Source organism: Pirellula sp. SH-Sr6A, from assembly GCF_001610875.1.
GTDB lineage: Bacteria > Planctomycetota > Planctomycetia > Pirellulales > Pirellulaceae > JBKCUI01.
In genome coordinates this window covers 4,664,593-4,680,045 of sequence record NZ_CP011272.1, presented here as the reverse complement: position 1 = coordinate 4,680,045, position 15,453 = coordinate 4,664,593, and the positions used below count along the sequence as shown (strand labels likewise).

General features: G+C 55.7%; 12 protein-coding genes. 4 read left to right on the top strand and 8 right to left on the bottom strand.

The annotated features are described in order from the left end of the window. Positions 1 to 16 precede the first annotated feature (16 nt). From VN12_RS17915 to VN12_RS17900, 4 genes are all read right to left on the bottom strand, one after another. Complete coding sequence (locus VN12_RS17915) at positions 17 to 3,031, bottom strand: FAD-binding and (Fe-S)-binding domain-containing protein (RefSeq protein WP_146678121.1); 3,015 nt, start codon at positions 3,029 to 3,031, stop codon at positions 17 to 19. Positions 3,032 to 3,057: 26 nt separating this feature from the next. Continuing rightward, entirely contained in the window at positions 3,058 to 4,728 is a 1,671-nt protein-coding gene (locus VN12_RS17910) for a serine/threonine protein kinase (protein ID WP_146678120.1), read from the bottom strand. An 86-nt stretch (positions 4,729 to 4,814) separates the two neighbouring features. Next, the gene (locus tag VN12_RS17905; RefSeq protein ID WP_146678119.1) at positions 4,815 to 5,711 is read right to left on the bottom strand and encodes a DnaJ C-terminal domain-containing protein; all 897 of its coding nucleotides are present in this window, start codon (positions 5,709 to 5,711) and stop codon (positions 4,815 to 4,817) included. Between the two features lie 112 nt (positions 5,712 to 5,823). Next, the gene (locus VN12_RS17900; RefSeq protein WP_146678118.1) at positions 5,824 to 7,185 is read right to left on the bottom strand and encodes an MBL fold metallo-hydrolase; all 1,362 of its coding nucleotides are present in this window, start codon (positions 7,183 to 7,185) and stop codon (positions 5,824 to 5,826) included. 262 nt (positions 7,186 to 7,447) lie between these two features. Here VN12_RS17900 and VN12_RS17895 point away from each other — a divergent pair, with 262 nt between their 5' ends. From VN12_RS17895 to VN12_RS17885, 3 genes are all read left to right on the top strand, one after another. Continuing rightward, positions 7,448 to 8,326: a DUF6655 family protein gene (locus VN12_RS17895; RefSeq protein WP_146678117.1), complete on the top strand. Its 879-nt coding sequence runs from the start codon at positions 7,448 to 7,450 to the stop codon at positions 8,324 to 8,326. Between the two features lie 153 nt (positions 8,327 to 8,479). Then, positions 8,480 to 9,211: a LuxR C-terminal-related transcriptional regulator gene (locus VN12_RS26225; RefSeq protein WP_146678116.1), complete on the top strand. Its 732-nt coding sequence runs from the start codon at positions 8,480 to 8,482 to the stop codon at positions 9,209 to 9,211. A 126-nt stretch (positions 9,212 to 9,337) separates the two neighbouring features. Then, on the top strand, positions 9,338 to 9,946 hold the full coding sequence (locus VN12_RS17885) for a hypothetical protein (RefSeq protein WP_146678115.1): 609 nt from the start codon (positions 9,338 to 9,340) through the stop codon (positions 9,944 to 9,946). A gap of 6 nt (positions 9,947 to 9,952) precedes the next feature. Here VN12_RS17885 and VN12_RS17880 read toward each other — a convergent pair whose 3' ends face one another. From VN12_RS17880 to VN12_RS17870, 3 genes are all read right to left on the bottom strand, one after another. Then, positions 9,953 to 10,426, bottom strand: a complete 474-nt coding sequence (locus VN12_RS17880) for a hypothetical protein (RefSeq protein ID WP_146678114.1) — start codon at positions 10,424 to 10,426, stop codon at positions 9,953 to 9,955. 262 nt (positions 10,427 to 10,688) lie between these two features. Next, entirely contained in the window at positions 10,689 to 12,146 is a 1,458-nt protein-coding gene (locus tag VN12_RS17875; RefSeq protein WP_146678113.1) for an alpha-amylase family glycosyl hydrolase, read from the bottom strand. A 26-nt stretch (positions 12,147 to 12,172) separates the two neighbouring features. After that, a complete protein-coding gene (locus tag VN12_RS17870; RefSeq protein WP_146678112.1) occupies positions 12,173 to 12,895 on the bottom strand; it encodes a metal-dependent hydrolase in 723 nt (240 codons plus the stop codon). Between the two features lie 246 nt (positions 12,896 to 13,141). Here VN12_RS17870 and VN12_RS17865 point away from each other — a divergent pair, with 246 nt between their 5' ends. After that, positions 13,142 to 13,939, top strand: a complete 798-nt coding sequence (locus VN12_RS17865; RefSeq protein ID WP_168164488.1) for a CvpA family protein — start codon at positions 13,142 to 13,144, stop codon at positions 13,937 to 13,939. Between the two features lie 18 nt (positions 13,940 to 13,957). On the opposite strand, the gene VN12_RS17860 is transcribed toward VN12_RS17865, so the two are convergent. Further along, positions 13,958 to 15,145 (bottom strand): DUF2891 domain-containing protein, encoded by a 1,188-nt coding sequence (locus VN12_RS17860; RefSeq protein WP_240491186.1) that lies wholly within the window; start codon positions 15,143 to 15,145, stop codon positions 13,958 to 13,960. Positions 15,146 to 15,453: the final 308 nt, after the last annotated feature.

Here is a 15,453-nt window from a genome sequence, read left to right as displayed (position 1 = left end):
TTTGTTCGTACGAAGGTTAGAGAACCGAGAGGCCTTCGTTACGACGTTGGATCCACTGTTTCACCTCGGGCATTTTGCCGTACGCATAGGCCATAAGAGCGATGGGGTGGATCGTCGGTTTGTCGGTCCCTTGTTCCATTTGCAGTTTGCAGGCTGCGCATTCGGTGCTCCCGAGCTGCGCGGTGGATGCCTGAGTCGTGCTGATCAAGTTCCATCCGACGCGAAGAGAGGTTCGATAGGTTTGACGCCGCATGCCGTAGGTGCCTGCCATGCCGCTACAACCAGCATTGGCATGGGTCACCGTGACCCCGGGGATGAGGTCGAGCAAGCGGAGGCCGGAGTGTTCCGGATCGATCGCTTTCAGGTGGCAAGGGGTATGATACAGGATCGACGCCGAGAGCGGTTTGAAATCGAGTTGCAATTCATTGCGTTGGTGAAGTTGCCAGAGGTATTGGCCCGCTTCCCATGCGTGGCTGGCGACGAGTCGGGCGTCGTCGTTATCGAGGATGCTCACGTATTCGTTCTTGAGGCAGAGGATGGCGGTGGGTTCGGTGCTGACGATTTCGTAGCCTTGCCGCACGGCTTCCGCCAATTGACGGATTTGAGGCCCGATCCACTTTCGGACTTTCTCGATATCCCCCATGGCGATTCGAGTCATCCAAGTCACCGTCTGCCAAGTGGGAACGTAGACTTCGACGTTCTGGTGCTGCATGACCGCGACCAACGACGTTCCGAGCAGGGGATTGTTCCAATTGGCGTATTGATCGACGAGGTACAGAATCTTTCTACCACCAGCTCGATTGGGCCTGGTCAGCCGATTTTTGGAGGCCCATCTCAGAAACGGCTGCTTGGCAAAGCCAGGGAGGCGTCGGCCTTGCGCGATACCGGTGGCCTTTTCAAGGAGCCAACGCGCGGTCCCATTTTCGAGAGCCCAGTTCGATAAGACCGGAAGTTTCGAGGCGAGAGAGCTTAACAAATCGATACGAGATAGGAGCCGATCGCTCCATCGCAATCCGTTGATCGCGGTGTACTGCGACTTGAGCTCCAACACCAATTTGGGGATATCGACCGATGCGGGGCATTCGATCCTGCACTGATGGCAATGGAAGCACAGATCGGCGATTGCGCGCAACTCGTCCCCTTCGAGGGCCGTGGATTGGATGTTGCCTGTCAACAGGCCGCGGACCAAGTTCGCTTTGGAACGCGGGGATGCTTCTTCGCTCCGCGTCGCGCGAAACATGGGACACATCCTCTCGCTCGGAGCAGTGGTCCGGCATCGGCCGCAACCATTGCATGAGTCGGCTACTTCCTGAATCGATTCGTTCTCCGGTCCCCATCGCAAGATCGGGAGGAAGGGAGGGCGTTTGGCCAGCGACTCCAATGTCGATTCGGATTCGGGCTTGGGTGCACCGGTGTGTTCGGAAGGTACCGGTTCCAAGGATGGGACGCTCTGCGCTGCCGAGCCTCGGAGGTTATCGGTAATTTTCTGCGCGGAGTCGGTGATGAGTTTGCCGGGATTGAGGATTCCATTCGGATCGAACAATTCCTTCACTTGCCGGCAAACCGGATAGAGTTCCCCGAGCTGTTGGCGCAGATAGTAGCTACGGCTGAGTCCCACCGCATGTTCCCCTGAAATCACGCCCCGGTACTCGAGGACTTTTTCGACCAACCGGTCGGCAATCCGTTGCATCCGAAGGACATCTTCCGGGGAATTGGGATCAAGGAACGGGCGGAGGTGCAAATGTCCGTGGGCTGCGTGCGCAAAGAGTGCTCCGGTCACACGCTCCGCCTTGAGGGTGTTCTGAACGTCGATAACGAACTCGGGGAGTCGGTCGGGTGGGACGGCGAGGTCCTCGACGAACGGGAGCGGTCTGGCCAAACTCTTGAGGCGATAGAGTCTTGGGATAACCCGGCGGCTCAGCTTCCAGATAAAATCCCGCTCGTTGTCATCGAGGATGATTCGCGACGAGAGGGTATTCGGGGCTCGCCGACTAATCCGTTGCGAGAGACTGGTTAGTTTGTTCCGTACTTCGTGGGCATCGTCCCCGTGATGTTCAATCAAAAGGAGCGCCTCGGCGCCCCGGGGGAGCATCGATTCGTAACGGGTGTCGAGGTCGCGTGCGATTTCGATCAAGCGTCGGTCCATTAAATCACACGCAGCGACTTTATCCCGTCTCGCTTCGGAGGCGGCTTTGACCGCCAGCTCAAGCCGGTCGAAGAAAAGGAGGACGACGCCACGGGCCTCGGGCATCGGTTGAACTTGCAGGAGGAGCTCGGTGAGAACTGCCAAGGTCCCTTCGGCTCCCGATTGCAAACGAGCGAGGTTGACGGTCTCGTGATCGCTGACATCCAATCGGTATCCGCAACCGCGTGCGACGCCTCGCCATGGTGGATTTTTGATGGCCGATCGGTTCGCCCATAGAACCGACCCGACGTCGGATGCCAATTGATCCAATCGCGGATTGCCGGAATCAGGCCGCGACCATCGGTGCGTTCCCAGCCTTACCTTGGATCCATCGGCGAGTACCGAGGCCGATTCGAGGAGCGATTCTCCTGCTGTGCCATATCGTAGAAAGTGGCTTCCCAGAGAATCGATCGCGACGACGCTGCCGATCGTGGTGACAGACCGCGTGGCGGGGTCGGGTCCGAATACCAGCTTCTGTTTGGCCAGCGCGCGGTTAAGTTCGGCGAGCGGAAGGCCAGGCTGAACGCGGACCGTTAACGCGTCGCGGTCCAGTTTGATCAGCCGGCGCATAAACCGTGAAAAATCGATGACAATCCCAGGCCCGATGGCTTGGCCGGCATGCCCTGTTCCACCGCCGCGAGGCAAGATAGGCAAAGAGTTCTCTTGGGCGTATCGAACACATTGCGCGACATCTTCTTCGTGCCTTGGCCGAACGACCGCAATCGGAGTGATCTGATAGAGACTCGCATCGGTCGCATACATATGAGTATGGAGCGGATTGCAAAAGACTTCTCCGTCCAACGCACCTCGCAAATCGGCTTCGATTCTCGTCTGTTCAGCATCCATTCAGCTATCCGCGACTCCTTTGCCCATCATCCGTGGCTCGTTTGATAATGGGTGCAATTGCATGTCCACCATTGGGCAGCCTGTTTTTGATTCCACTCATTGGCTTCGGGTAACGCCTCGAGCGCATTGAGAAGCTCCTGCGCGGACTGAAATCGATCCTTCGGCTGTTTAGCTAAGCAACGGAGAACCAAACTATCAAGTTCCAGCGAGATGGGGGCCGAACCCTGTTTTCGTTGGCTTGATGGTGCAACCGGTTGTTCATGAATATGAGCCAACAGCACTTTCAGCGTTGGTCCGGAAAGAAATGGTGGTTTGCCGGTCAATATATAAAACGCAACTCCACCTAGCGAATAGATGTCGGAACGGTGGTCGGGCTGAGCTTCCCCTAGAGCTTGCTCAGGGGACATATAGAGGGGGGAGCCGGTCAAGGAGCCGACGACGGTGAGCTCGGGTTCTGAGGGCGCGTTGACGGAGGTCGTTATCGGTTTGGCCAAACCGAAATCGAGCAGCTTCACGACATCGTAGGCGCCCCCCAACTCGGTGACCATGATGTTAGCGGGCTTGATGTCTCGGTGGATCAATCCGATGCCATGTGCCTCGATCAATGCGTTGCATACTTGTTTGAGCAGGTAAACCGCACGGCCGGGAGACAAAGGGCCGCGGCGTTTGACGAGTTCTTGTAAACTGAGTCCCGTCAGGTACTCCATGACATAATAGAACTTGCCGTCGGCGGTACGGCCGTAGTCGAAAATCGAAACGCTGTTCCAGTGAGTCAATCGCGAGGTGGTGCGAACTTCTCGCTCGAACCTCGCAATGGCCTTCGGATCACCGGCTTTCTCAGGTCGGATGACTTTGATCGCGCAAGGCCTCTTCATGAGCCGATGCTCGGCAAGATAAACATCTCCCATCCCTCCGGAGCCAATCTTCTCTTTGAGCTTGTAACGACCCAATTCTTTCGCTTCGTGCGCCTTCTCACGCAGGTACGAGATCATCCGAACGCTCGATACGCTGGCGAAGATGGTTGCCACAAGGAATAGCACCATCTCGACCAAGCTAGAGGGATCAAACCCTATCGCGGCTCGTACATCGGGGTGCAAGATAATGGCGACGGCCGTGGCGACAATCGGAAAGATCGACATCGTGGCACTCGCCCAAAGGATGACCCACCAGGATCTTGGCACGAAAATCGAGTAGGTGAAAATGAGAATCAGCCAGCCTCCCATCGGCATTTGCGGGATCAAGCTGAAATCCTGAACAATGAAAACGATCTCCAGATAGTGGAGCAAGGCAAAAAGGCAGGATGTCAGGCCGAAGATCGCCAGCTCGCACCAGCGAAGGCAACGGCAGGTTGCCGAGGGAACGCGATACAGCCAGATTCCCATTCCGATCAAGGCAATCGCGGTGGTGATTTCCAAGCCGATGAAGAACCACCCCAAATGCTGCTCGATCGAAGTGACCTCGCGCAAGAGAGTCCACAACGAAAAGATGCCAGCGCCGAATCCCAAAGCCAAAGCAGCCCCCGCCAAGCGGGTTTGGAGCAGCTCATTGGTCCCTTGGGTCTCTCCCGTATCCCCTTCCTGCAACTCGATGCCGATCGGGGTATTCGAATCCACTTCCGGTCGCATCGGAATTGCAAAGGGACTATTTGCATCCAATGTGATGTCGTCGTGGTCGGTCGGGGCAATCCAGGTGCTCAAGCATCACCTATCGGTATCGGAAAATACGAAACAATGGCGTCAGGAATCTGGTTCTCTGCCCCGAGCGGAAATCCAACTTCGCCAGCTCAAAGCTGCACACCCTGTCGAACAGGTTTAGAGTAACCGAGTTGCAGCTCTGGGAGGATCTGGCCCATCCCGGACGGCATATTGTCGGGCAATTTGATCATTAATTCAACGAGCATATCCCCAGCAATTCCATCCGATCCCTTGAATCCTTGTCCTTTGAGACGTAGCTTTTTCCCGCTGCTGCTCATCGGAGGGATGGTGAGGGAGATCGTACCCGATGGAGTTTGTACGTCGATCCTTCCCCCCTGGATCGCTTCCCCAAGCGAAATCGGCAGACGCAATTCCAGGTTTCTGCCGGAGAGTTTGTAGTGGGGATTGGCTTCCGCATGCACGGTGAGCAGGAGATCGCCTGGCTTTCCACCGTGCACGGACTGGCCTCGGCCTCGCAACCGAATCTTTTTTCCAGGTTCGATTCCCGCTGGAATCTTCACCGTGATCGACTCGGCTGTGCCATTCGTATTGAGTTGGATTTGCGTTTCGCCACCTTGGACGAGCGTCCGAATCGGGACGAAGATTTCCGCGCTGACGTCTGCCCCACGCGGTTGCCTCCGCGAACGGCCTCCGCCAAACTGGCCGAAAATACTGCTGAAGTCGACCGGGGAGCCACCTCCCCCAAATATGTCCCCAAAATCGAAGCCCTGCGCGCCTTCTCCTCCAAAGGGCTGCCCGCCGAATTGTTCATACCCCGCCCCGAATTGATCGTATTTCGCGCGCTTGTCGGCATCGTTGAGGCAGTCGTAGGCCGTTTGAATTTCTTGAAATCGCTTCTTCGCACCTGCGTCATCTGGGTTGAGATCGGGGTGATGCTTTCTCGCCAATTTGCGATAGGCCTTCGTAATCTCCTCCGCGGACGCGCTTTTTTCGACTCCTAGTACTTTGTAATAATCCTCGGCCATCTCAATTTCCAAGCTGTCAAATCGGCTGTGTTTGAATCGGATTTCGACGACTGGAGCAAATTATCGGCCAATTCGATTTTGCAGGTCGAAATTCTGGGGTAGGGCAGGGGGGCTATTCGACGGGCTCATCCTGCCAAGTCACGATGTGCCCCAGCGCCGAGAGCTTCTCCGCCAACGCCGACTTAGCAGGCTCTTCGCCATGCACCAATCTGATCTCGCGAGGTTTGGTCGGAATGTTCTCCACGAAGCGAATCAAATCGTTTTGGTCGGCGTGCGCGGAGTAACCCGTGAGCGTGTGCGTCTTCGCTTTGACCTGCAAATCCATGTTGTCCAGGTGGATGTTGCACTTCCCCTCGGAGCATTCTTGGATCGACCGCCCCGGCGTTCCCAACGCTTGATAGCCGACAAAGACAACGTCTGTGTTTTCTCGACCCAAAAATGCCTTCAAATAGTCGACGACCCGACCTCCCGTGCACATCCCGCTTCCGGCGATGACGATGGCCGGCTTTTTAGACTTCAACAGATGGGTGACCGCTTCGCGATGGTCTGCGCCGGAATCGATTTGCACCAGATTATTAAAGACCAGCGGTTGGCTGTCCACCGAGAGGACTTCCCAAGCCTCTTCATCCCAGTACTCCTGCATCGCATCGTAAATGTCCGTCAGTTTGATCGCTAAGGGAGAGTCGACGATGATGTCGATGTGCTTGAGCATCGAGCACTGCATCTTGTGCCCGATCTCTTCAAGGATCTTATTGAGTTCATAGAGCAATTCCTGGGTTCGACCCAGGCTGAATGCGGGGATAATGGTGAGTCCACTATTGGAGATGGTCTCGCACAAAATCGATTCGAGTCGGTGGATCCGAGTCTCGCGTCCTTCGTGAACGCGATCACCATAGGTGCTTTCGAGGACCAAGTAGTCCGCACGCTCGGGACTCACCGGGTCCTTCAAAATCGGCGTACACCGGGAGCCAAGATCTCCGCTGAAGACGATCCGGTCGTCGTCGTGGTCCACCTCGATGTATGCGGAACCGAGGATATGGCCCGCCTGTTGGAATCGAACCTTCGTTCCGTGACCTATGTCGATCCATTCGTTGTAGGGGCAAGGGTGGATGTGTCGCTTGAGATCATCCAAAAAAGACTTGATAACCTGCCGATTTCGGGTGATGCCCAGACGCATCGCATCTTCGAGCATGATGGGAATCAGCTTGGCCGTCGGGACGGTGCAGTACATCGGTTTATTGAAACCGGCCTCCATCAAATAAGGGATCCTGCCGATGTGGTCGATGTGCACATGGGTGAGGAGGAGGGCATCGATTCCCTCGAGCGGAAAGTCGATGTCCATGGACGGACGTTTGCGTGCATCGGCTCCCTGGAACATGCCACAGTCGACCAGAATCGATCGACCATTCTTGAAAAATAATTGGTGGCATGACCCGGTTACGCCGGTATGTCCGCCGTGATGGACAATTCGCATAGCAAGTTCGATTCGGTGATGGGTGGGAGGAGGAGGGGCGTATGACCTCAGTGTAGTTCGATCGGTTGAATTTCGGTGCAGGGCCAATCTTTTCCGATTTGAATTCGCCGTAGATTGCCTGCTTTACCTGTTTTGTCTTTGGAGACGCTAGCGACCCGGCTATTCTCCCCGGGCGAGCATGGACACTTTGGGACCTCACACCCCTCGGTCCTTCTAAGTTCGTTTCGTCCCGCCTTCCATCCGTCCCCCAATCAGGTTGTTGATGATACGGTTTGTTCTCGAAACAGGTCCAAGTCGCTATCTACTTATTGGGGCGTTGATCGTCGGCCTACTCCAGGTGCTCGTCGGTTGTGGGACAACGAAGTCTTTCACCGCCACCGAACAACTGTTGATGTCCGACGCAGTGGATTCCACGATTTCGAAGATGGATTTTCGCCCCTTGTCGGGGCATAAAGTTTTCTTGGACGTGACCTATGTTTCTGCGGCGGGCAAGGTTATTCCTGGGGTTCCACTGCCGGCGAATCTTGTAACCTCGGACTACATCATCAGCGGACTGCGGCAACAAATGACGGCGGCCGGGTGCATGCTCGTCGACTCGCGCGATGCGGCGGAGATCATCTGCGAAGCGCGTTGCGGTGCGCTCGGAACCGATGGACACAGCGTCATCTATGGGATGCCGGCCAACAATATCTTTGCGAACGCGTCCAACGTCATCCCAGGCTCTCCGCAACTGCCGACCATTCCGGAAATCTCTGTGGCAAAACGGGAGATGAAGAGCGCGGCAGCCAAAGTCTCGGTGTTCGCGTACGACCGTGAGACGCGTGAACCAATATGGCAGTCTGGGATTGCGCAAGCCGGCAGCAGCGCCCGAGACACTTGGATTCTCGGGGTCGGTCCGCTCCAATATGGAACCATCTACGGCGGGACCCGATTTGCAGGAAAGCGGATCAAGCCCCAGCCGAATGGAGCGATCAAGCCTGACGCAGTCGTCCACGCCAACGGGGTGGATCACCGAGGTGGATTCCTCTTTGCGAACCGAATATTTGGCCAAAAGCCCAACGGCCAACCCACTCCAGAGAATGCACCCACGTCGGCCCCGACGATGACGGCTACGACCGATACCAATCCCACGACGCGATGATATCGCCCGGACCGCGTATTTCCCTTGATATTTTACTTGACATGGAGGGATGTCCTTCGTTAGCCTCTCGCAATGTTGTTCTAAACGCCTTTACCTGTCGCTCCCTCTCGCTGTCGTCAAACGCCCGTCCCACCCAACTGGTCGAGGTAAAGTATGGACGTGCCTTTTTTTTCATCCAATCAGAGCTCCCAACCTAGCTCCGTTTTGAGCCATCCTGAGTCGCTTCTCCCGGGCTTTTTCCATTGCCCCAGTCAAGACCTCGTTCTTTACACACACGACAAAGAACGACGCGTCACGTACATCAGCGAATCGGCGTCCCGGGTCTTCGAAGTAGATATCGGTCAATGGAAGCGGAAGAACTACGTCCTTCTGTTGACCAATCACGCTTGGAATGATGAGTACGTCATCGCGGCCAACAATTCGATCCCTACCGATGATGTGCAAATACTCCGATGCGAGATCTTAAGCGACCGCGGCCGCCGCATACCGCTCGAGATACGTCGAAAAGGTGTCGTGCTCCACGGCGAATGCATCGGCACTATCGGCATCACCCGACGCATATCGGCAGAAGAGATTAGTTGCCAAGTTCTCAACCGGCTCTTTAAAAAGTCGGAGGACCTCCAAGTCATGATTGCGCGTTGGGAAACGTTAACATCTTCCGAAAGGGACGTGGTCCAACTAGTGGTCGATGGTGCGATGAACAAAATGATTGCCCGCAAGCTGAATATCGCGGAGCGAACCGTCGAGGCGAGACGGTCAAAAATCATGCGAAAGCTGGAACTGAACTCGGTGCCTGATTTGGTGCGCTTCCACTTGATCATCCAGCACGCCATTACCGGCATTGAGCCATCTGCCCCTCCTGTAGAGCCAACAGAACAGAATTAGAAAGCCGGGTCGGTCCCGCGCTGGATTGCCGGCCTATTCATTCCCTCTGCACGCAATCTTCATCTGCACGACACAATCTAATCCTAGTCTGGTCGCGTATTGCTAGCGAACTGAAAGGAAACCAAGATGATTGCAGTCGAATCGTTTGCGAGTGGTCGGCCCCGTCTTCGCGCTTCGAGCGAGGATATCTACCAGTTCATCGACGGTGGTTTGCGCCATCCCGACCGAAGGATCCGAAAGCGATTTCTCCGATCTGCTGCCGCTGCTGCCCAAGGAATCTCGGAGAATGCGTGTGTCACTTCGATCGTGGCCACCTTGTTTAGCGGGTGCAGCGAGATGTTCGTACTGGGGTGCTATTTCGACCGCGACGCTTCCGCGGATTCCTTGTTGGAAACCCACGCTTATGATTGGCTGGCGCTCCAGTTCGGTTCCGATGTCGCGGAACTGGTGCGCCTGCAGTTTTCTGCCCGCCGGTTCCTATCAACCGTGATTCCTCAGTACTTTCCAAGACTTGCACTGGCACATCAACGGGAAGTTTTCGGTGGCGGTGGATTCATGAACCCATTCGAGAAGCAGGTCTTTACCGAGAGTCCGTTTTACTTGCGAGCCCTGGCGATCGTTCGTTGGCTGGAGCAGGCGAACGAAGGTCGGGTCGATATCCCGGATATCGAGTTCTTTATGGTCTTCCTCGAATTGGGAATGGAGAGGGCGGAGCGACGAGGGCTACTCAGTTAATCGGGTTCAAGCTGCTCGATAGGGACTGATGGACCACGAATGGGTATGGGCAGGATGCGAGGGCCCCATAGGCGGAATTCCTCCAGTCGACTCTTCGTCCTGTTCGTTTAGCCAAAGAGGAAGGAGCCGGATGGCTTCCACTACCGATTCCGGCGTATCTTTGAGAAACACATCGATTACCACGAACTGTGTTTCACGGCACTCTTTCACGCTGCTCCAATAAGGTTCGTTCTTGGCTAACTCCATGAACGTTAAGAAGCACCGAAGTTTCTTGTTCCGAAAGGCATGGTGGACAGAAGAATAGTGCACGAGGTCGATGTCCTCGATGTTTCGGCGTAAGCCTCTAGGAAAGCGAAGCGAACTCTGGGCCAGCGTTGCTGCAATCTCCTCTGCGTGGGGAATGCCCCCCGATAAGAATCGATGGAACTGATCCCATCCCTGCATCGTTTTGGTCGCGTAGCTCTCGGCTCTGATTTCCATACGTGACATCCCTGATTGTGCCCGTCGTGCGCAGATTTCATCCATGAAGTCTTTGGTCCTCTAACGGACGGCAGCGTACCGCTATCGGACGGTCAGGGAAATGCAAATGGAATGCCACCAGAATCGAGACCCTCTATTTGGGAGGTTGGGCGAATTGCGAAAATGGCTGGGAGGGATTGGGCAAGATTCCACCCTGGTCGTCTACGAATCGACTACGACAAAATTTCGCTAAGGAGCGACGGGTTGTCGTGCCGTACGGCGTCTAGCTGTCATCTGTCTCTTTGAAGACGTGGAATTGCCAAGGGTCCAAGCGGACCAACATGCCGGGATTGAACAGTTCACCTCGATGGAATGAACAGGACCCACCGCTGAGCAAGTCTTCGAAGTGGACATGGCTCACGCAGTTTCGATCGATCGAAAGTCGAATGCGTCCCTGCGACGCTTGAGGGGAATAGTTGACGATGACGACCAAGTGGCGGAATTCGGGATCCTTCCAACGGAACGCGATAATGTTCTCGAACGAGGCATCGCCCTCCCAAGCCGGCTTGGCCTCCAACTGCAGCCATCGTCCTCGGACGAGCGTATCGTCACGAAGTAGTTTCAGGAGGCGAAGGTAAAAGTCGTGGACTTGCTCATCCACCAGCTCGGGGTGGCGGCGAACGACATGGGGCGAAATCTTGAGTCGCCGACCTTCGAGCTGTCCTTCATGAAAAAACTTCAATCCTTGTGAAAGGTAGCAAAGCACGGCGGCGGCGAAGTGCTGGGGGTTGGAAAGGAGGTTCCGAATGCGAGGTTCGTCGTGGTTCTCGAGAAATCGAACCAGTTTGGATTGGTAGCTTTCATCGGCCTGCCAGTGAAGCCGAATGGATTCCGGGGAATCGCGGAGGAGGCGGTCGTAAAGAATCTTGTCATAGCAGTAGTCAAACCCAAGCTGCTGAAGATCCCATTCGCGGCTCCAATAGACCTCTGCCATGAAGCAGAAATCGGGATGTTCTTCTTTGACTGCTGGTATTGCTTCCGACCAAAAGGGGAGGGCAGGGCGGTGCCATGTCTTCTCGAAAATATCGGGGAGGACGAGCATCGCCATGTCGCATCGGACACCATCGCAGAGAGTTGCGATGTTTCGTAACTCCTTTTGCATCCGCTCCACCAGTTTCGGACTGCTGAAGTCGAGTTGGGCGGTATCGATCCACCCGGGAAAGTAGGGATCGCGTCCGTGAGCAAACACGGTCCCGTTGGGGTGGCGGAAGTAGTTCTGCGGTCTTCGTTCCAGCGCCTCTTCCGTGCCCACGACGAAGAGATCGGGATCTGTATCCAACCAAGGGTGGTCGAGACCGACATGGTTGGGAACAAAGTCGAGCATCAATCGCAGTCCTCGTTCCTGAAGGCGGCCGCGAAGACGCGCTAACGCTGCGTTGCCTCCCAAAGCATCATGCACTCGATAACTGGTGATAGCAAATCCGGAACCTTGGATGTCCTCGTCGTCCAAATCTGGGAGGGCGGCTTGGAATTCCTGTCGCCAGGTTGCCTGCCGTCGCGAGATCAACTTGGAGGCTTCGCCGGTTTGCCAAACACTCAGAAGCCAAATCCAGTGGATTCCCAGCGATTGCCATTGGTTCAGAAGCTCATCCGGCAAGTCGTCCAATGTGGCGGGACGGCAATTTGTTTGGGACAGGTCTCGAAGCAGCGCTCGGATGTTGACTTGATAAAGTGAGGTCATGATCAGGCGAGGCAATCTTCGGACAGCTACCTCGTCAACAAATTCTGTGCGTGGGTACGGAAGTGATGAAACCAATCGAGCGCGGTTTGGGGAGTGTGTGGGATGTAACCGAACCGCGACATCAGACCCTCATCATAGTAAGCCAGAATGCAAAGTATCATCAAAAATGCGTAGCTGAAGAGATTGGCGATACGGCTTTGCCCCCAGAATTTGAGCGCGGTTCCAAAACTGTGTTTGAATGTGTAGCGACCTCGTCGAAATTCGACGGACCAAATTTCGTCGAGAAGAATGTGCGACATGAAGCCGATGAAGATCGCCAGTGTTTTGAACAGTCGAAGGCTCATGTTGTCGCACGAGCTGACGAGGAAGGCAAAAAGGGCGGCGGAGAGCGCGGCCGGCATGCTGTGCCACATCCCTCGGTGAACGGTGTAGCGTCGAAAGAGTTCCGCGATGCCAAATCGCAAAAAGAAATAGACACCGATGGTCGTGACCAACATCATCTCATGACTCATTCCGATTCGACGCAAACGCTCTACCAAGAGCATGGGAATGACCGCCGAGGCGAATCCGATCGCTTCTCGCAAAGGAATGCCCGAATCGCTATCCAGATCCGGCAGCATTCCGCTGACGCTGCAGAGCGCCCCACCGATCACGCAGCTTTCGATCGATAGTCCTGATTGATATCCTCCCAACCCGTAAAGAACGCCTGCGACCGTGCTCACCGTCATGTGGGTTCGAAAGTCTGCCATGATCTTCAACGCTTTGCTAGCGAAATGGAACCGGCATCGATCCGGCCTAGGAATGGCTGCATTCTGAGATACCTGTTTCCTCGGCCGGCCAACGGGGCAGGGGAGGGCAGGGGAGATGCATATCAAAAGAGCAGGGGGGAGCGTAAGGTCGGTCGGGAAATCGAGAATGGGTATTTACGGAGGTTGGGCAATCGCGATATAGTCCGCGCTTCCAGTCCACCTGCAGAGCAAAGGAATGCGAGCACTATGCAAACGTACGACATCATCATGCTGATCGTGCTAGCTGCGACAACGATCTTCGGGGCAATCAAAGGTTTTGCCTGGCAGGTCGCTTCGCTGGCCTCGATTGTGGCCAGCTATTTTGTCGCGTACCACTTTCGCAATGAAGTGGCCAAGATGATCAACGCTGATCCGCCTTGGAATCTGTTTTTGGCCATGCTGTTGCTGTACTTCGGATCGAGCTTCGTGATCTGGATGGCCTTTCGTTTGGTCAGCACCTCGATCGACAAGGTGAAGTTGCGCGAATTCGATCGACACTTGGGTGCAGGCTTTGGTTTGGTCAAAGGTATTCTATTTTGCCTTTTGATCACGATGTTTGCGATGTCATTGCTTGGACCCGCTCAACAGCAGCGGATCGCCAACTCGAAGAGCGGGCTTTATATCAGTCGCATCCTGGCGAGCGCGGGTGGATTGCTGCCGGTTGAGATCAAACAAGTTGTCGGGCCGTACATTCAAAATGTAGAACAGAAGTTGCAGCAGAATCAGTGGCCGGATGGCCAAGTTCCCGCGGGGTATCCTGTGTCCGAGGCAGGGCAGGGGGGGTGGGGAGGAACCTTGAGCCCATCTCCGGTGGGTAATGAAACGAGCGGATCTTGGTTTCAACCCAGCAGCCCGACCCCAGCGCCTAGCGGCAATCTATGGCCTCCTTTGGGAGGGAGTCAGCCAGCGGGGCAGGGGGGAGCATCCTATCCGTCCAGCACGGGATATCCACCGAGCAACGGGGGCATACAGCCCGGTTGGCCCAGCGATATATTGCCTCGCTAATTCGGTGCAACGATTGGTTTATTTAGGCGTTGCTTGCAGGCTTGCAGCGAGCGTGAAAAGGGCGAATGTTCCGAGCCAATGCTCTCCTTCGTAGTGACCGCTGAAGACGTATTGAAAGCCGACGCGCGCGTGTTCTCGGGCGGACTGAAGAAGCCGAGTTCGCAATGGGTCCGAGTTCGATAGCGAATGGGCGATACCCAGCATGCACCAGGCTCGAGAGAAATCGAGGCCTGCAAGATGGACTAATTTACCGTCGGTCACATCGCTTACTTCCACGGGTTGAAGAAGTTTGGAGTTCGAGGATGGGTTTCCGTCGGAGTCGTTCTGGAACAGTTCCGGCAAGTACGCCGCGAGCCATGCGGTGAATTCATCGGGAGAGAGAACGCGGCGCATCAAGTCGGCTTCATTGAGCGTGGGAGAAAAGAAATCTTCACCGGAGGGTTCGAACGCGGCGGTAGCGGACTGATCGCGAAGGTAGTAGTCGCGAGCGCGTTGAAGGACCAGAGAGAGAAGAGCTTCATTGCCGACGGTTTTCGCGTAATCGAGGGTGAGTCCGAGTGCGAAGGCGGTATCGGGGTGGACTCCGGTCCGAATGGGAAACGACAGTCTGGGTAGATAGTCGATCGTCAGTGCAACGATCTTTTCTTCTAAAGGTCGCAACGCGCCGCGCCATCGTTGAGCTTCTGGGTCGGCGAACGGGTGGAGTTCGGTGGCGAGTTGCAGGAGCCAAGCCCATCCGTACATCCGTTCGAAGGATCGGTTTTCTTTCGAATCGAAGTAGCGAGTTTCGGCGAGAAGGTTTGACGCAGAGAGACTTGCAGAAAGCTTTTGGCGAGAAGGATCGGCGAGCGAGTGGGTAGGGTAGTGACGAAGGAGGTGGGCGAGTACCCAGTGCCCGTGGACGCTGCTGTGCCAGTCAAAGCATCCGTAGAACGCGGGGTGCATTTGTTTTGGGGAGAGGACGTCCTCGGGGCCTCGCAGGACTTGGTTCGGTTTATTCGGATATTCCCGATCGATCCCGGATAGGGCGAGTTGCGCGATCTCGGCGGCTTGTTCGTCCGAGAGACGTTTCCCGAGTTCGGGTACGGAGCCGGAGGTGCCCAAAGACGCCGGGCGGGGGAAAGGTTGTGCAGCGCGGAGGGGGAACGTCCCTGCTGCCAGAGCCATCGCTGCGGAGAGGCAAAACTGCCGTCGGTCAGGAGTCATGGTGCAATCGTTCTCGATCAAAAGCCCGTAAAGTTTCCGTAATCGGTAGCCGTTTTCATCGCGTCAAGGTGGACGCAACCCCTACAGCTTACTGGCTGAGCAACCGCCAAGGGCTGGGTCGTGGGTGGGGAAGGGAGGAATTTCCCCGCTCCGCAACGTCCGATAATGTTTCTTATGTTCGGTTTGATTCGCAGAAAACCCTGGTTTTTGGCGAGTGCGAGCCGGAGGGTCGAGTGGCGAGGGTCGAGTGGCGAGGGTCGAGTGGCGAGTGGCGAGGGTCGAGTGGCGAGTGGCGAGAGGCGAGGGGC